The organism is Actinoallomurus acanthiterrae (assembly GCF_054775715.1).
Genome location: NZ_BAAHCO010000001.1, coordinates 6,758,934 through 6,777,287, shown reverse-complemented (window position 1 = coordinate 6,777,287; position 18,354 = coordinate 6,758,934). Strand labels below are relative to the sequence as shown.

At 66.1% G+C, this 18,354-nt stretch carries 9 protein-coding genes and 1 pseudogene; 5 read left to right on the top strand and 5 right to left on the bottom strand.

Features of this window, described 5'->3' with window-relative positions:
• Positions 1-14: 14 nt before the first annotated feature.
• The 4 genes from ACYVF7_RS31795 to ACYVF7_RS31780 form a co-directional block, all read right to left on the bottom strand.
• Complete coding sequence (locus ACYVF7_RS31795) at positions 15-791, bottom strand: carbohydrate ABC transporter permease (RefSeq protein ID WP_460347991.1); 777 nt, start codon at positions 789-791, stop codon at positions 15-17.
• A gap of 128 nt (positions 792-919) precedes the next feature.
• Positions 920-1,834: a carbohydrate ABC transporter permease gene (locus ACYVF7_RS31790; RefSeq protein ID WP_460347989.1), complete on the bottom strand. Its 915-nt coding sequence runs from the start codon at positions 1,832-1,834 to the stop codon at positions 920-922.
• Between the two features lie 2 nt (positions 1,835-1,836).
• Positions 1,837-3,078: an extracellular solute-binding protein gene (locus ACYVF7_RS31785; RefSeq protein WP_460358205.1), complete on the bottom strand. Its 1,242-nt coding sequence runs from the start codon at positions 3,076-3,078 to the stop codon at positions 1,837-1,839.
• A gap of 293 nt (positions 3,079-3,371) precedes the next feature.
• Entirely contained in the window at positions 3,372-4,475 is a 1,104-nt protein-coding gene (locus tag ACYVF7_RS31780; RefSeq protein ID WP_460347987.1) for a LacI family DNA-binding transcriptional regulator, read from the bottom strand.
• A gap of 472 nt (positions 4,476-4,947) precedes the next feature.
• On the opposite strand from ACYVF7_RS31780, the gene ACYVF7_RS31775 reads away from it, so the two are divergent.
• Entirely contained in the window at positions 4,948-5,619 is a 672-nt protein-coding gene (locus tag ACYVF7_RS31775) for a FadR/GntR family transcriptional regulator (RefSeq protein ID WP_460347985.1), read from the top strand.
• 173 nt (positions 5,620-5,792) lie between these two features.
• Here the strand turns inward: ACYVF7_RS31775 and ACYVF7_RS31770 are convergent, their stop codons facing one another.
• Positions 5,793-8,735, bottom strand: coding sequence for a glycoside hydrolase family 3 C-terminal domain-containing protein (locus tag ACYVF7_RS31770; RefSeq protein WP_460347983.1), 2,943 nt, complete (start codon positions 8,733-8,735; stop codon positions 5,793-5,795).
• A gap of 1,007 nt (positions 8,736-9,742) precedes the next feature.
• On the opposite strand from ACYVF7_RS31770, the gene ACYVF7_RS31765 reads away from it, so the two are divergent.
• From ACYVF7_RS31765 to ACYVF7_RS31750, 4 genes and pseudogenes are all read left to right on the top strand, one after another.
• Positions 9,743-9,871, top strand: a complete 129-nt coding sequence (locus ACYVF7_RS31765) for a hypothetical protein (protein ID WP_460347981.1) — start codon at positions 9,743-9,745, stop codon at positions 9,869-9,871.
• A gap of 417 nt (positions 9,872-10,288) precedes the next feature.
• Entirely contained in the window at positions 10,289-12,967 is a 2,679-nt protein-coding gene (locus ACYVF7_RS31760) for a glycosyl hydrolase family 95 catalytic domain-containing protein (RefSeq protein ID WP_460347979.1), read from the top strand.
• A 106-nt stretch (positions 12,968-13,073) separates the two neighbouring features.
• Positions 13,074-15,308, top strand: coding sequence for an alpha-L-fucosidase (locus ACYVF7_RS31755; protein WP_460347977.1), 2,235 nt, complete (start codon positions 13,074-13,076; stop codon positions 15,306-15,308).
• A gap of 103 nt (positions 15,309-15,411) precedes the next feature.
• A pseudogene (locus ACYVF7_RS31750) lies at positions 15,412-18,342 on the top strand (endo-alpha-N-acetylgalactosaminidase family protein); the annotation flags it as partial.
• Between the last annotated feature and the right edge of the window lie 12 nt (positions 18,343-18,354).

Below are 18,354 nucleotides of genomic sequence, written 5' to 3'. Positions count from 1 at the left end.
GTCGGCGCGTGCCGCTATTTGATGCCGGTTGAGGCGATGCTCTGAATGAAGAAGCGCTGCAGGCAGATGAACAAGGCGACGATGGGAGTGATGACCAGAACCGACCCGGCAAGGAGAAGGCCATAGTCGGTGGCGTTCTGGCCGGTGGAGTACAGGGACAACGCGACGGGCAGCGTGTACTTGTCCTGGCTCTGCGCCGCGACCAGCGGCCAGAGGAAGTTGTTCCAGGAACCCAGGAACGTCAGGATCGCGAGGGTCGCCAGCGGCGGCTTGCACAGGGGGAGGACGACGCTGCGGAACACCCGCACCGCGCTGGCGCCGTCGATGTAAGCGGCTTCGAGGAGCGCGTCGGGGATGTCCTGCATGAACTGGCGCATCAGGAACACGCCTAGCGGCGAGGTCAGGAACGGCAGGATGAGGGCCGGAAAGGTGTTCACCAGCCCGAGCTTGCTGACCAGGACGAACAGCGGTACGAATGTCACCACGCCGGGGACCATGAGGGTGGCCATGACCATCAGGAACAGGATGCGCTTCCCCGGGAAGTCCATTTTGGCGAGGGCATAGCCGACCATGGAGCAGAATGCCAGATTGCCGAGCACGGTGAAGACGGCGACGATCAGGCTGTTGGCGAGGTATCGCCCGATCTGGAGCTGTCCGAACCACGTCCTGTAGTTCGCCAGGGTCGGCGAATGAGGCAGCCATCCGTTCGGACCGTGCAGTATCTCGCCCTGGGTCTTGAAAGAGCCGAGAAGCATCCAGGCGAACGGCAGTAGAGTCATCGCCACGGCCACTGTAAGCCATGTGTAGGTCCACACTCGACGGCGAACAGGCCATCCGGAAGCGCTATTGGACCTATTTCTGCGCTGTCGTGCCACGGACGTGAACGGAAGGTCTTTTTGAGAGATCTGCATGGTGTCGGTCACACTCTCGAGCGCAATGTCCGGAACTGCACAATGCTCACCAGAACGATGGCTATGAAAAGAACATAGCTGGCCGCCGACGCATATCCGTACTTGCCAAAACCGAACTGGTTGTACGTGAAGTATGTCACCGACAGTGTCGAGTTCAACGGTCCGCCCTTGGTCATGACGAAGGACTCCTCGAAGAACTGCAGGTATCCGACGGACAACAGCACCGCGCCGAGCAGGAGAGTGGGCCGTAGGATCGGCAGGGTGATCCTGAGAAACCGTTGCCGGGTGTTCGCCCCGTCGGTCACGGCCGCTTCCTGGAGCTCGACCGGGACCGCTTGCAATCCGGCGAGGAAGATGACCATCAACGTGCCCATGTTGCGCCACACCGCGAGCAGGATCAGCGCTGGCATCGACCATCGGGTGCTGTTGAGCCAGTCCGGGCCGATGATGCCGATCGATTTCAGCAGATGGTTCAGCAATCCGTCGGGCTGCAGGATGAACCGCCATACGACGGCGACCGCCACGATGCTGGTGACGACGGGGGTATAGAAACCCACCCGGAAGATGGTGCGGAACCGGGTGATGCCGCTGTTGAGCGCGATCGCCAGGGCCAGGGCGACGATCATGGTCAGCGGGATACCGACGAGAACGAAATACCCGGTGTTGACCATGGACCGGATGAACATCGGGTCGCCGAACAGCGTGCGGTACTGGTCAATGCCCACGAAGCGCACGGCCAGAGGGGTCTGCACATCGCTGCTCCGGAAATCGGTGAACGACATCGCCAGCGATGACAGGAGCGGGAGCAGCATGAAGACCCCGAAGATGAGCACGAAGGGCAATGCGAACATCCACGCGGTCAGGGTCTGCTTACGGCGGCGTGCTGTAACGGGCCCACCCGAAGGGCGGCTGATGGTGACCATGTTCAGCCGCCCGTACCGATGGAGTCGGCCTTGGCCTGTAGGTCTTTGAGCGCGGCGGCGGGATCCATACCGCCCTTCACGATCTGCTCGAGCGTGGTGTCCGCCGCGGCGCCGACCTGGGTCCATGCGGTGTTGGCCGGAGGGGACTTGACGTCCTGAAGCTGTGCCTTGAAGACCGACAGCTTCTCGTCGCCTGCCAATGCCGGGTCGTTCCAGGCTGCCTGAAGGGCGGGGAGATCGCCCACCATCTTCTGCCACTTGGCCTGGACGTCGGCCTTGGAGAGCCACTGGATCAGCTTCCACGCGGCGTCGCGGTTCTTGGACTTCTTGAATACGACGAGGTCGGCGCCGCCCACGAAGGAGGTCGAGCTCTTTTGCTTCGGGAAGCGCATGACGCTGTACTTCTTGGCAAAGCCGGCACCGCCGGCCTGATTGAGCTGGCCGATCTCGAACGGTCCGTTGACGAGCATGGGGGTAGTGCCGCTGACGAACGCCGACTCCTTGGCGCCGGCGGCGGTCGAGAGGTTCTTGTCGGAGATGCCCTCGGTGAAGAAGCTCTGGTAGTACTTCAGCGCGTCGGCCATCTCAGGCGTGTTGAACGTCCACTTGGTGCCGTCGGCCTTCATTAGCGAAGCGCCGTCGGACCAGATGAACGGCAAAGTCAGTTGGAAGGAGTCGGCTCCTCCGGGAGTCAGCGCCATGCCCCATTTGGCGCCGGCCTTCTCCTGCATCGCCTTGGCCATCGCCTTCAGGCCCGCCCAGTCCGTGGGAGGCGAGGTGTATCCCGCCTTGGCGGCGAGGTCCGTGCGGTAGTAGATGCAGTCGGTGTCCACGTACCAGGGAACGCCGAGCGACGCGCCCTTGATCATTGCTGCGGCCTTCGCCCCCTCGAAGAAGCCGCTGGTGTCGACCTCTTTCGGGGCCGGGTCGAAGGCCCCGGAGAAGTCGGCCATCCAGGTGCTGCCCATCTGGGCCACGTCGGGCGTGGTCCCGCCGGCGATCGCGGTCTGGTACTTGTTGTGGGCGGCATCCCAGGGAATGGCCGTGACGTTGACCTTCACCCCGGGGTTGGCCGCCTCGAACTCCCTCAGGAGCGAGGGAAGGGCCGCGCCCTCCGCCCCCTGCGCCCACATGGTGATGGTGCCCTTGGCCGGCCCGGACGCGAGCGCGCGCCCCGTCGGCTGCGACGAAGCGGTCGTATCGCCCCTCCCGCAGGCAGTCAGTGCCAACGCGGCAGCTGTCATGGCGGCCACTCCCGCGATCTTCGTCCGACTCATCGCTGTTTCCCTTCGTGGAGGCCGGCCCTCTGGTGGGGTCGTATCTGGACGGGCGTCTGCGGCGAGAGCTGCGCGCGACCGCACACCGATCGCTTCCCTCGAAGCCGCAGGCTCCCATGGACAAACGTGAAGTTAAGCGCTTAGATGCCGAATTGTGGGGACTACTTAAGCGCATAGATGCCAGGCGCACAAGAGGGAGATTCGTCCTGTTCAGCGTATGCCGGTTCGAAGGACCGCAGGTGGTAGGGGTAACGCGGCTGTCAGGCCGGCGAGCAGCCGCAGCTCTCCCGCAACACCAAGCGCACCGGCAGCTGCAGGCAGACGGGCGGCTCGGCTCGATGTTCGAGCCGATCGACGAGGACGTCGACAACGGCCCGGCCCATCCGCTCCATCGGCTGGCGGATGGTCGTGAGCGCCGGCCGGACGATGCGTCCCGCGAGGATCCCGTCGAAGCCGGTCACAGCCACCTGCCCGGGGACCGCGATCCCGTTCTCGGCCAGCGCGTCCATGAGGCCCAGGGCCAGTTCGTCGGTCACACAGACCAGGGCCTGCGGCAGCGGGTCGCGCGCCAGCAGTTCGGCCACCAGTTCGCGGCCGTCCGGCTTGGACTCCTGCGACAGCGGCTTACGCGGAACACGCAGCCCGGCGGCACGCAGCGCCGTACGAAACCCTCGATACCGCGCCGCATTCTCGGAGTAGCGCGTGTCGCCGACGAACAACAGATCGGTAAGCCCGTGATCGACGATGAGGTGGTCGGTGAGTGCCCGCATTCCGGCCGCGTTGTCGATCGTCACATGGCTCAGGTGGTCGCCGTGCGGTGGCTCGGACAGGGCCACCACCGGAATACGACGGGCGATGCGGTCCAGGACGCCGTCGGGCACCGTGTGGGGGAAGACGGCCAGACCGTCGACTCGGCCGGCGATATCGGTAACGATCGCCTCGCTGTTGGCGTGGTTTCCCCCACCGATCATCAATGCGTACCCGCGCTGCCAGCACTCCAGTTCGACACCGCGCTGCACCTCGTCCACGTACAGCGGGAAAGCCCGAGGGTTGTCCTCGTCGTGGCCCCGGACCACCTCCAGACCGCCGTCGCCCTCTGCAGACGGCATGTCCGCCGTTCGCGGTCCGGTCGGCTCTTCGAGCCTGAGGTAGTCGAACGAGAACAGGCCAAGCGCGCCCGTCCGGCCCTTGGCCAGCCCACGGGCGCTGGCGCTCGGAACGTACCCCAACGCACGCGCTGCGGCCAGCACGGAATCCCGAGTGGAGGGCTTGACCTTCTCGGGCTGCCGGAAGGAGAAGGACACTGTCGCGATCGAGACACCCGCTCGCCTCGCCACGTCGTACACCGTGGGGCGCTTCGCCACCCGCCCTCCCTCCGATGCAGAACAGCCCAGGCTCTCCCACATTATGCGCTTAAAAAGCCGGGGATGCGACGTTCGCCGACCACGAGCCGAGTCCGTGAAGCGCCCGCTGCGGGCGTTGGGGATGCGGCCACGGTCCTCCGGAGAGACGTCGAGCAGGAGGTCGCCCTTCTTGCTGATGACGTCGAGCCTCGACGAGGTCCCCGGATTGTGTGATCCACCCTGCCGCCTGCCGGTCTCTTTATCGGACAGGGATCACAGGGGCGATGAGTAGAAGGGTAGCGGGATGACCATGGACCCCGACAGGGGAGCGGTGGCGGCTCGTGCGGAGGAGCAGCAGGCGCTGGACCAGCTGGTCGCCGGTATCTGCCGCCGGCCTACCGACTTGCCCAGGTCGGCTCCGACTGAGTCGGTCGAACACCGTCCGCTTCGCACCTCAAAGATACGATCAGATCATCGGATCTTTGGAGGCTGGGTGGCCGTCACCGACGAAGCGATCATCAAGATCAAGGAGATGATCATCTCTGGAGCGCTGCAGCCGGGAGACCGGCTCCCGAGGGAGCCGGACCTGGCCGCCCAGCTCGGGCTGTCCCGCACCTCGCTGCGGGAGGCCGTCCGCGCCCTGTCTCTTCTGAACATCCTGGACGTCCGGCAGGGAGACGGAACCTATGTGTCGAGCCTGGAGCCCGACGTCCTCCTGGAGGCGGTGTCATTCGTGCTGGACTTCCACCAAGACGACACGGTCCTGCAGGCCTTCCAGGTCAGAGGCATTCTCGAGCCCGCAGCCGCCGCGCTCGCGGCCCAACGCATCACCGAGCCCGAGCTGGCCAGACTCAGCGAGCTCCTCGACGAGTTGGGTGAAGCACCCCAGGTCGAAGAACTGGTGGCCAACGATCTGGAATTCCACCGCCTCATCGCTGCCGCCGCAGGCATCCCCCTGCTGTCCTCGCTCCTAGAGAGGATCTCCGCCCCGACGATCCGAGCCCGAATCTGGCGTGGCCTCACCCAGGCCGAGGCCGTTTCCAACACTCTGGCCGAACACCGAGCCATCCTGAACGCCCTCGCCAACGGCGAGGCAGAGGCGGCCCGCGCCTGGACCACCGTCCACATCACCAGCGTCGCCAGCTGGCTACGCAACGTGCTCTGATCCGATTCAGCGACTGCGGCTGGGCGCGCGGGTCTTCCGCACGCCCAGCCGCGGTTGATGGTCTTCCGGCTACGGCAGGCTCCAGATCAGATGGCCGCGTCCCTTGGTCATGGCAGGGGCCGTTCCTGGTCGGCGCCTCGTGGTTTCCCCGCCTGTCTCACTGCCGACCTGTTTCATGGGAGTCTCCACTTCTGCGCGTCGGTGGCGTTGCAGTCGTAGATCCGTAGTTGGGTGCCGTTGGCGGTCGAGGCGGACGGGACGTCGAGGCAGCGTCCGGACTGCGGGTTGACGAGGGAGCCGTTCGGGCCCGCCCGCCACTGCTGGGCGCCGGTGCCGTTGCAGTCGTAGAGCTGCACCGGGGCTCCGTTGCCGGTTGCGCCGTACTGGACCTCCACGCACTTGCCGAGGACCCGAAGAGTGTGATCCGGCATCACGGTGAAGGTCTGGGCGGCGGTGTTGTTGCAGTCATACAGCTGGATCGGGTTGGAGTTGGCGGTACCGGCGGCGAAGTCGTCACACTTCCCGGCAATACCGGTGATCTGGCCATAGCCGGTGCCGGTCCTGGCGAAGGTTCCCGTGAGTGGGAGGTTGCGGGAAGAGCCGCCGACCATGACCTGATAGGTGCCGTGAGTGAGGCTCCATGAGTGACTGGTGGTGTTCCAGACGGAGGCGTCCCGCTCGCTGAGGGTGAAGTGGACCCGGGTGCCGGCGCTGGCGGCGAGGCGGACGCGGGTGAAGCCCTTGAGCTGTTTGGCGGGCTCGCCGGCGGCGGCGGGGGCGGCGAGGTAGAGCTGGACCACGTCGTCTCCCGCACGGGTGCCGTTGTTGGTGACGGTGGCGGAGACCTGGACGTTCCCGGAGGAGTCGGGCCCGGTCACCGACAGTCCGCTGTAGGAGAAGGTGGTGTAGGACAGGCCGAATCCGAACGGGAACTGCGGAGTGATGTCCTGCGCGTCGTACCAGCGGTAGCCGACCTTGAGCCCTTCGGAGTACTGGATCTGACCGTCGGCACCCGGCCACTGCGCCTGCGTCGACGTCGGGATGTCGGTAAGGCTGTTCGGGAAGGTGACCGGGAGCTTGCCGGAGGGGTTCACGTCACCGAACAGCAGCGCGGCGATCGCGTTGCCGTTCTCCTGGCCCGGATACCAGGCTTCAAACACTCCAGCGACCTGCTTCAACCATGGCATCGTGACCGGAGAGCCGGTGTTCAGCACCACGATCGTGCGGGGGTTGGCCGCGGCGACTGCGGAGATCAGCTGGTTGTCGTTGGCCGACAGATCGATGGTCTTCAGGTCACCGTTCTCCTTCTCGGTGAACCCGGCGAACACGACCGCGACGTCGGAGCTGTGCGCGGCGTTCACGGCCTGCTGCAGTGCGGTGGTGCTGGGCGGCTGCCAGCCGAGCGTCAGGTTGGAGTCGCCGTCGTTCTGGTAGTAGTCGACCTCGATCTTCGCCGACTGGCCCGCGGTCAGGCTGACGGTCCCGGTCGCGGTGTGCGACGCATGGTCGCTCCAGTCATTGATGACCGGCTGTCCGTTGACGAGCAGCCGGGCCCCGTCGTCGCTGGTGAGCGAGAAGGTGTACGTCCCGCTGGTCGGCGCCTTGAGCGAGCCGGTCCATTTCGCCGACCACCCGGTGGTGCCGATGCCGGAGGCAGGGGAGTTCCTGTACCAGTTGAAGTCGACCACAGCGTCGGTTCGAGTGACGGCCGGGGTCCCCGACAGATCCTTGTTCGGGTAGAACTGTCCGGTCAGGCCGTTCCCGCCGCCGGTCGACGGCGTCAGGACGCTGCCGGGAACCGTCGGCAGTGAGCCGTCATTGGTCGGCCCCTCGGCGTACTCCGTGCTGATGCCGGCCTTTCCGGCCCGGTCGGCGATCCCCTGGTAGGGCGTCACCACAGACGACGGGATGACCTGCGCGCTGCCGCCACCGACCGACAGCGCTCCTGAACCCGCGTCCTGGCCGATCACCGCGACTGACTTGACCTGGGCGGAGGCGCCGAGTGGCAGGACGGAGCCCGCGTTCTTCAGCAGCACCGTCCCCTCCTCGGATGCCCGACGTGCCGTCGTCTTGTGCGCCTCGCTGGTCACGGTCGCGTCCGGCGATCCGGGCGAAGCCGTGTCGAACAGCCCAAAGGCGAACATCTGCCGCAGGATCCGGTGGACCATGTCATCGAGCCGGGACTTGGGCACCTGACCGTTCTGCACCGCAGTCGCCAAGGAGCCGAAGTACTGGCCGTCGGGCATCTCCATGTCCAGGCCGTTGTTCGCCGAGGCGGCCGTGGAGTAGGTGGCGGCCCAGTCGGAGGTGATGAAGCCGGGGGAGCCGAACTGCTTTTTGAGCACCGCGTTCTGTGCGTAGGGGTCCGCGCAGGAGGCGTTGCCATTGACGTAGTTGGTGGCGCACATCACCGAGGACACGCCGGCCTTGACCGCGTCCTGGAACGGCGCCAGGTACAACTCCTGCTCGGTCCGCTCATCTACCCTCGCGTCGACCTTGTTGCGGTTGTCGTCGGAGCTGTAGGCAGCCAGATGCTTGACCTGGGCCATCACCCTCTGGGACTGCACGCCCTTGATATTGGCCGCGCCCATGGCCCCGGCCAGGTACGGATCCTCCCCTTGCGTCTCGAAGGTGCGCCCCCACCGCGGATCCCGGGCCAGGTTGACCGTCGGACCGAGCTCGATGTTCACGCCCTTGCCCGCCATCTCGGCGCCCAGCGCCGAGCCGTACTGCTTCGCAAGCGCGGTGTCCCAGCTCGCGGCGCCGGCGATCAGCGCCGGCAGCTGGGTGACTCCGGTCATCCCGTCACCGACCCCGTTCGGCCCGTCCTGCAGGCTCAGCGCGGGAATGCACAGGCGAGGATTGGCGGCCACATTGCCGACATAGGGCCCTGATGTGCCGTGGACCAGTGCGACCTCCTCCGGCACCGTCATCTGCGCCAGCACCTGATCGGCACGCTGGTCCGGGGACGCGGTCGACTCCACCCACGGACATGCCGCACGTGCCCCGGCCAAGACCGCGCCGAGTGGGAGGGCCCGTGCCGCGTAGGCGCCCTGCGGGACGAGCGCGAGCAGCGCTCCGGCCACCATGACCGGCAAGGTTCTTCGAAGACTCACCTGTTCTCCTTGGGATGGGTAAAAGGGGTAGTCCCGGCACAGGTCCGTCGATGCCGGGCGGAGTAGCGGTGGCATCCGGTGATCAGGGCATGCCAGAACACACCCGTCATCACGGTGTTGTTTCCGCGGGTGTTGAGCTGTCAGCGAGCCCGGGTCAGTTACTCAAGAGCCGTATCGGCCAGGCAACGCGAGCGGCGAGCGGCAGGCACTGCTGTGTCGTGGCCGAGGCAGTGGTGACGAAGCGCCTTAAGCCGGGCGCGGTTCGTCTGCTGATGGAACTAGACATTCGGCATCTCCCGGAAGCGGTCACACGAGTGACAGCGGAGGCGGGTCGGGGATGGATGCGACAGGTCGGATGTGTCTTGAAGATTGCCGTGACGTTACGTCCAGTCAGTCCACTAGGCAAGAGATTCATCAGATGTCTATCTCGCCAATAAAGTGACGATTTGATAACGGCCTCGAGCCTCTCTTCGCCTCACCCGCATCTACGTGCAAAAAGTCCGAGCTCTCTCCGGTCCGGCAGCCTCCTTGGATCAACTCCCGCTGAACCCTCCGGACAGACCTCGTATGTTTGAGGGTTTTGATGGAGGGGTGGCTCCCGGGGTGGAATGACGTGCTCAAGCACGACGGCCCACCTCGTCGGCTCGGGCTGTGAGTGCGCGGCGGCGGGCCTCACAAGGCAGCATCCCTTACAAACATCTGATCTTTGCCTGGAGCTCCGAGGCTCGTGGGCGGCTGGGTGGGTGTGGGCTTCGCGTGTCCGTCTAAGAGTTGCCTGGTAGACGAGGTGATCTGCCAGGGGGATGTGAGATTTCGTTTAATCGGCGTTATCTTCTCGGCCATGAAACATCAGATGAATCTCTTGCCAAGCCCCGGAGCGCGGACGTAACGTCCTCGCAACACAGGCGAGGCATCGGATGGATCAAGCCGAACACGACGTCTGGGCAGCAGGCTGCATGGATCCTCCGGCTCGGTACGGCGACGGTGCCTTGCAGGAAGGAGGCCGCGTGGTGGCAGTGACCGACGTGGCGATCGACACGGTCAAGGCAATGGTCATCTCGGCTGAATTCCCCAGTGGTGCGCGGCAGCCGGCAGTCGAGCGATGGCTCGAGGACGGCCTGGATCCCGGCGGCTGATCCCACCAGGCGGGACTCGAGCTCGGGGGTGCTCACAACCAACGCCACGGGGCAGCGACAACAAACCTTTGGCTCCAGTGATCGAGAGGAACACCGGTGAGAACCCATCGCATGAGGACCGCAAGAGTGGCCGGAATGGTCGCCATCGCCGTTCTCTGCCTTCCCGTCGGTCTGTGGCCTGCGCAGATGGCGCACGCCGCCACAACAACGACCGCCTGGCGGAACGGCGGTTTCTCTGTCGACACCCCAAAGGTGGTGCGTCGGTCGGACATCGTGCTCGGTGCGCCGAACACCAGGGCGTCGCAGTTCGTGCCATTGGGCAATGGCACCTTGGGGGCTGCGGTGTGGGCGGCGGACGGGTTCACAGCGCAGCTCAATCGGTCCGATACCTTTCCCACTCGGAAGTCGCCCGGGCAGGTGGTCATCCCTGGCCTGTCCAGGCTGACCGGCGCCAGCGACTTCACCGGGTATCTCGACCTGTACGACGGGATGCTGCATGAGTCCGGCGGCGGGATGACACTCACCGCCTACGTGCGTTCCGACACCGCCCAACTGGTCGTCGACGTCACCGGGGCCGATCCGAACAGCACCCAGACCGCGCGGGTCAAGCTGTGGAGCGGGCGCTCGCCCGCGGCGACCGCGTCCGGCAGGACGGCAGCGCTGGCTGAGACATGGATGGACAACCAGGGCCTGGGCGCGTCCGGGCGGACCTTCGGCTCGCTGGCCGGCGTGAGCGCAGGGGGGCGCAACGTCTCGGCTTCCAATCCTGACTCGTTGACCGCGCAGGTTTCGTTCAACCCGAACAGCGACGGCGCGTTCCGGGTCATCGTCGCCGCACCCTCATGGAGTGGTGGCAACGCTCTGGCTACCGCGAACTCCGTTATCGACGGTGACACCGGCAAATCGAGTTCGTCTCTGACCTCGGCTCACGTGGTGTGGTGGCACAACTACTGGAGTAGCGCCGGACTCATCAAGATGTCCTCCTCCGACGGCTCCGGAGAGTACATCGAGAACCTGCGCACTCTCTACCTCTACGACGCCGCGGCCGAACGCGGCGGATCGACCCCGGGGTCGCATGCGGGAGTCGCGGACCTGTTCAACTTCTCCGGTGACGACCAGGTCTGGGACGCGGCCGCCTTCTGGCTCTGGAATCTGCGGATGCAGGTCCAGGCCAACCTGTCGGCCGGAAGAGCGAAACTCAACGACCCGTTCCTCAACCTTTACGCGAGCAACGTCGACAACATCTCGTCCTGGACCGCGTCGAAGGTGCCAGGCACGCAAGGGCTCTGCGTCCCGGAGACGATGCGGTTCAACGGCAACGGCTACTACGAAGGCAAAGAAAACAACGCGTCCTGCGACTCGAAGATCCAACCGAGCTACAACGCCAAGACGTTCAGCAGCGGCGCCGAAGTCGCGTTGTGGGTGTGGCAGGAATACCTGGCGACCGACGACCTGTCGCTACTCCGAACCAACTATCCGCTGATCAGCGGCGCCGCACGGTTCCTGTTGTCGGCTGCGACCACCGGCTCGGATGGGCTGCTGCACACGCAGGCCAACGCCCACGAGACCCAGTGGGACGTCAAGGATCCCGTCACGGACATCGTCGCCATGCAGGCCCTGTTCCCGGTGGCGGTGAAGGCTGCCCAGACCCTGGGCACCGACTCCGGGCTGGTCGGCCAGCTCAACGCTGCGATCCAGAAGATCCCGCCGCTGCCGCGCACCGACACCGCCACGCAGACCCAGGTGCTGACGCCGTCCGCCGACGCCGGCGGCAACGACATGATCGCCCTGTCGGCGCAGCCCACCGCGACCCGGAGAAACGTCGAGAACCTCGGCCTGGAAGCCGTGTGGCCCTACAACCTGATCGGCGACAATTCGCAGTTCACCGGGTTGGCCAAGCGCACCTACACGTCCCGCAGCTACGTCAGCACCAACGACTGGACCAATGATGCGCTGCAGGCCGCCCGTCTCGGCCTGGCGAGCGAGGTAAAGAACGACCTGCTTGCCTCCACCAAGTCCTACCAGGTCTTTCCGTCAGGCATGGCGGAGGTCACCGGAGGCTTCGACCAGCAGCCCTACATCGAGCACTCCGGAGTCGTCGCCGCGGCCGTGAGCGAGGCACTCGCCCAGGACTATGACGGTCTGCTGCGCATCGCCCCAGCGTGGCCGACGGACTGGACCGGCGAGGGTACGGTCTACATCCAGCACAACACCAAGGTCGACGTTCAGGTCAGCGGCGGCACGCCCACGACGGTGGCCATCGAGGCCGGGGCGACGCAGACCATGAAGGTGCGCAGCCCTTGGTCCGGTCAGTCGGTCCGGGTCGTCAACGGCCGCACGGGTGCCGTCGTCGTCGCACCCACCACGGCCGAGACCTTGTCGATCCCGGTCACCTCGGGTCAGTCCTACCTCGTGGAGAAGGCGTCCGCGCCCACGACGTCCATGCCCTTCGCACAGATCAGCGGAAAGCCGGCAACAGCGGCCAAGCATCTCGGCTCGCGACAGATCGGCCTGGACGCCGCGCCGACGTTCAGCTCCCTGGCCGCATCGTTCGACAACGTGGGGATCAGCGACGACAACGCCACCGCGGCCGGCGACTTCGACGGCGGTGGCGCGAGCTTCTCCGAGCAGGCACTGACGACCGCCGGTGCCGCCCCGGGAGCCACGATCAAGACCTCCGGGCTCTCCTTCACCTGGCCAAGCGCCGCAGCCGGCAGCAAAGACAACACCGTCGCCAACGGCCAGAACATCACGATGGGCGGCTCGGGCACACTCGGCTTCCTGGTCTCGGCCAGCTACGGCCCGGTCACCGGCACGGGCACGATCACCTACACCGACGGCACCCAACAGAGCTACAGCCTGACCGCCCCGGACTGGTTCTCCACCACCGCTCCCAGCGGCGGCACCGTGGCCGTCAACTCCGCCTATCAGAACCGTCAGGGCAACACCCAATATGCCCACACCGCGGACGTCTTCGCCCAGACCATCTCGCTCAGCCCGGGCAAGACCCTCGCCAAGGTGACACTGCCGAGCGTCGGCCCCTTCGCCTCGAATACACCCGCCATGCACATCTTCGCGATCAGCACATCGGGCTAGAACACCTAGGTGTCCCGCCATATCGCCCTTCCGCAACACACCGCGCTGGCGAGCAGCCGCTTTGCCCCCATCCCGATTCCCCTGCATCGCACTGGAGAAGCCACTGATGAGATTTCTTCGCACACGACCAAGAACGCTGCCCATTTTCGCGGCGGCGCTGATCGCGGCCGCGTCCCTTATGGTGTCGGCGAGTGCCGCCGACGCGGCGAGCGGGTCCAATGTCATCGCCGTCGCGTCGTCGGACTCACCGGGTGCGGTCGTCACCAAGGCGGCGAGTGTGGTGCCGTCGGCACGGCAGCTGGCCTGGCAGCGTGAGGAGCTGACCGGGTTCGTCCACTTCGGCCCGAACACCTTCACCGGAAGGGAATGGGGCTCGGGAGCCGAGAACCCGGATGTCTTCAACCCTTCCAACCTGGATACCGATCAGTGGATGGCCACGTTCAAGGACGCGGGCTTCAAGAAGGTCATCCTCACGACCAAGCACCATGACGGGATGCTGCTGTTCCCCTCGTCCTACTCCCCGCACGGGGTGGCCAACAGCTCCTGGAGGAACGGCCAGGGCGACGTCCTCAAAGCGTTCACCGACTCCGCCCACAAGAACGGGATCAAGGTCGGTTTCTACCTGTCGCCGGCGGACGGCGGGGAACTGCCCCATGACTGGTGGACGCAGAAATGGGTCCCGCAGGTCGTCGCCAAGCACGACTCCGGACAGGCCCTGTCCACGATCGAGCAGTCGACCTATGACGACCGCGACAAGATTCCTGGCGGTCTGGGCAGGTACGGCAACGGCAGCACCCCGAAGGCCTCCCGGATTCCGAGCACCGGTGACGGCAACGGCACGGTGTTCAACTTCACCGCCGACGACTACAACCGCTACTACATGAACACCCTGTATCAGGTGCTCACCGGGTACGGCAAGGTCGACGAGGTGTGGCTCGACGGAGCCAACCCCTGGAGCAACGCGGGTCTCACCCAGAAATACAACTTCAAAGACTGGGTCACCATGATCCGCACCCTCCAGCCGGACGCGGCCGTCTTCCAGGACGGCGGCCCGGATGTCCGCTGGGTCGGCAACGAAGACGGTGTCACCACCCGGGCAAGCGAATGGTCTCCGATCCCGTACAACACCGACTTCGACGGTAACCCGGCCGATCCGGCGACCGCCGCCAACATGGTGCTGCGCGTGCCCGGCGGCAACGACGCCGAGGACCTGGGCAGCGACGCGGTGCTCGGACAGCAGACCAACGGCAGCAGCAGTTGGAAGCTGCTGCGGTGGGCACCGGCCGAGTGCGACGCCCGGCTGCAGGAGCCTCACTGGTTCTGGAACTCGGATGCGCAGCCGGTCCCGCTGTCGCGGCTGCAGCAGATGTACCTCAACTCGGTGGGCAAGAACTGCCAGCTGCTGTTGAACGTGGCCCCCGACAACACCGGGCGCTTCCCCGGCGCCGCGGTCTCCCGGATGAAGGAGTTCGGCGCCTGGATCAGGTCGCTCCAGGCGAATGTCGCCACCGGTGAGTCCGCGAGCAACGACGCGGGCACGTCCAACACTGCCGGCAACCTCCCGCGCAACGTGCTGGACGCCGACGACTCCACCGCCTGGCAGCCCACCGGCACCACCGGCAACCTCGTGGTCGACCTCGGGTCGAACAAGATCTTCAACGTGGTCGACCTGCAGGAGGACATCCAGGTCGGACAGCGCGTGTCGGGATTCGCCGTGGACGCCTGGGACGGCTCGGCCTGGAAGCAGGTCGGCAGCGCGACCACGATCGGCTACCGGCGCCTGCTCAAGCTGGCCAGACCCGTCACCACCTCGAAGGTCCGGCTGCGGATCACCAGCTCCCGAGCGCTGCCCCCGGCGATCGCCACCTTCGCCCTCCACAAGGATCGCGTCACCACCGCGAACCTGGCACTGGACAAGCCCGCCACCCAGTCCAGCACTCTCGCGGACTTCGACGCGAGCCGAGCGGTGGACGGCAACACCAACGGAGACATGAGGTCGGGCTCGGTCACCCACACCTCCTTGGGCCCCCTCGACACCAACCCCTGGTGGCAGGTGGACCTCGGCTCCTCCCAGCACGTCAGCACGATCAAGTTGTGGAACCGGACGGACTGCTGCTCCGACCGGCTCCGCCAGTTCTACGTCTTCGCCTCTGACTCGCCGTTCACCTCCAACGACCCGCAGGTCCTCAAGAAGCAGGCCGGCGTGTGGAACTTCTACCAAGATGCCGCAGCCGGCACGTCACTGACGCTGCCGGTCGGCCGGTCCGCTCGTTACGTCCGGGTCCAGCTCGTCGGGTCCGACCGTCCCCTGTCCCTGGCCGAAGTCGAAGTCCTCGGCTGATCCCTCCACCTCTCAGTCGCGGCGGCCGCTACCCCGGCCGCCGCGACACTCGATCGCGACCGGGATCGGATCGTCTGGAGTGTCGCCATGCTCGGCGACCATCATGTATATCGATAACGCGCCTATGTCCAGGGTGAGTCAATCTCTGGTGTTATCGATGCCATTGCCTTATCGTCTGGTGCACTCTCGCGATCAGAGTCACGAGGAAGCGCCAGGTGAAGCCATGGCTCTGTACCCTTCCCGACCAGAGCGGCGCATGATCCCTTCGAGATTCTCTGCGGCGGCGTCGGTTGCCGTCCTCCTCGCATCAGGCCTGCTCGCGGTGCTTGCCGCTCCGGCTTACGCCGCTTCGGCCGACGCCTCCGGCTCGGTCATCACGCCCTCCGCGGCTCCGGCGGCCCCTGAGAACCCGGCGACGCCGCTCGAGCTGACCGGTCCGGGCCTGACCGTCCGGGTGGCTCGGGACTTCCCGCAGGTCATCTCGTACAGAATGGGCGGCCGGGAACTCGGTGGGCAGGCACGGGTCCTGGACACCTTCACCGTCAACGGCAAGCCGCACACCGCCACCACGATCGTGAAGGCGAACCGGAACCAGGCCGTCTACACCTCGGCCTTCGCCGACCTGCCGGGCCTCGTCATCACTTCGGCGATCACGGTGACCCGCCGGAGGACGGTCGTTTTCGCGGTGAAGAGGATCGAGGGGAGTGCCGCATCTGCCGTCGACCAGCTGTCGATTCCCGATCAGTCGCTCGTCTCGGTCGACTCCTCCTCCGCGCCGTCGACCCTGGCCCGTACGAGGATCTCGGCGGACTCGACGACCACGGCAGACCAGTTCATCGCCATCACTGGCGCGACGCCTCCGGACCCGGGCTATGTCGGCACGCCGTACGGCATCGTGAGCAATGGAGCGCTGGCCGCGAGCATCATCACCAACGCGACCGACGACTCCGCGCAGGACAACAACGGCAACTGGAACACTCGGCTGCAGTCGCGGATCGTGGACGCTGGCAATGGGGCTCGGCGCGCGGAGCTTTCCGTCGGCAACTACACCTACGCGCCCGGGGGCGCCACCGATCCGCGGGTGGGGACCTACGCCCTGCCGCAGGCGACCGTCGTGCTCGCGGCGGACGCCAACGGCGACGGCCGGGTTGACTGGCAGGACGGCGCGATCGCCTACCGTGACCATATGCCCCGTCCGCTCGGCGCGGACCGCGTGCCCGAGCGCGTCGTGCAGCACATTCCCTTCAACTTCGCCAGCCAGGCGACCAATCCGTTCCTCAAGACGCTCGACAACGTCATGCGGATCTCGATGGCCACCGACGACCTCGGACAGTGGGTCCTGGAGAAGGGCTACGCCAACGCAGGACACGACTCGGCACATCCGGACTACGGAGGCGACTACAACACGCGGGCGGGCGGACTCGCGAACCTGAACACGCTCACCCGGATCGGCGCTGCGTACAACGCGGACGTCGCGGTGCACGTGAACGCCACCGAGGCGTACCCGCAGGCCAAGAGTTTCAGCGACGTCCTGGTCAAGGGGCAGGTCAACGGCTGGGACTGGCTCAATCAGTCGTACCACATCGACCAGCGCACCGACCTGGGCTCGGGCGCCGTCCTCGACAGGTTCCGGGAGCTGCGCAAGGAGGCCCCGGGCATCAAGACCGTCTACATCGACGCCTACTACTCCAGCGGCTGGCTGGCCGACGAACTGGCCGCGCGGCTGCGCGCGATGGGCTTCGAGGTGGCGACCGAGTGGGCGTACAAGTTCGAGGGCACCTCGATCTGGTCTCACTGGGCGAGCGACAAGGGCTACGGCCCGCCCACCAACAAGGGCATCAACTCAGGCATCGTGCGGTTCATCGCCAACACCGACCGCGATGTATGGAACGTCGACCCGCTGCTCGGCGGCTCCAGCATCAAGGAGTTCGAGGGCTGGACCGGCCACAACGACTGGAATGCCTTCTACCAGAACATCTGGACCGACAACCTGCCGACCAAGTTCCTCCAGCACTACCAGGTCATGAGGTGGGACTTCGGCAAGTCCGCCACCCTCACCGGCGGCGTCGGCGTCACGATGGTCCACGGCAAGCGCCGGATCTCGATGGGCAACGCGGTCGTGCTCGACGGCGACACCTACCTGCTGCCCTGGGGCAAGGCTGAGCACGGCGACGGCACGTCCTCGCCCAGCAGAGCCGACAAGATGTACTACTACAGCGCCTCGGGCGATAAGCACACGTTCGACCTGACGAAGCGATTCACCGCGACCCGTGCCTTCACCCTCTACAAGCTCACCGACCAGGGCCGGGTGGAGGCCGCCCAGGTGAAACCCCGTCACGGGCAGGTGACACTGACCGCCGAAAAGGGACAGCCGTACGTCCTCGTCCCGAACGGCGACCGGGCACCGCATCGGGACCCGCACTACGGTCAGGGCACCGGTCTGGTGGACCCCGGCTTCAACGCCGGTGACCTGGAAACCTGGAACCCGAAGGGCGGGGCGACGCTCGCGCGCACCCCCACCGGCGACAACGTCGTACGACTCGGAACCAGCGACTCCGGCATCTCCCAGAAGGTCATCGGGCTCACGGGGGGCAAGCAGTATGCGTTGAGCGCCAACGTGGAGATCGCGGCCGGTCTGCGCCGCACCACCACGTTGAGCGTGAGCGGCAGCGGAATGAAGGCCGAGAAGATTTTCGCTACCACGCCGGCCCGGAACGAGATGGCGGCCGACGCGAAGCAAGGCACCTATTCGCAGCGCGTATCCGTCGCGTTCACCGCGCCGCGGCGCGGCAAGGTCACCGTGATGATCGGCGCCGGATCCGGGAACGCCGCCGTCACCATCGACGACGTGCGGATCACGGCCGACACGTCCGCGCGGCTTCAACGGCAGCACGGGTCCGGAGGCACCGTCATCGCCCAGGACGACTTCGAGGGCGACCAACCCGGCTGGGGGCCGTTCGTGAAGGGCGACGCGGGCGGCGCCACCGACCCGCGCACCAGCATCAGCCACCTGCACGCGCCGTACAGCCAGAAGGCCTGGAAGAAC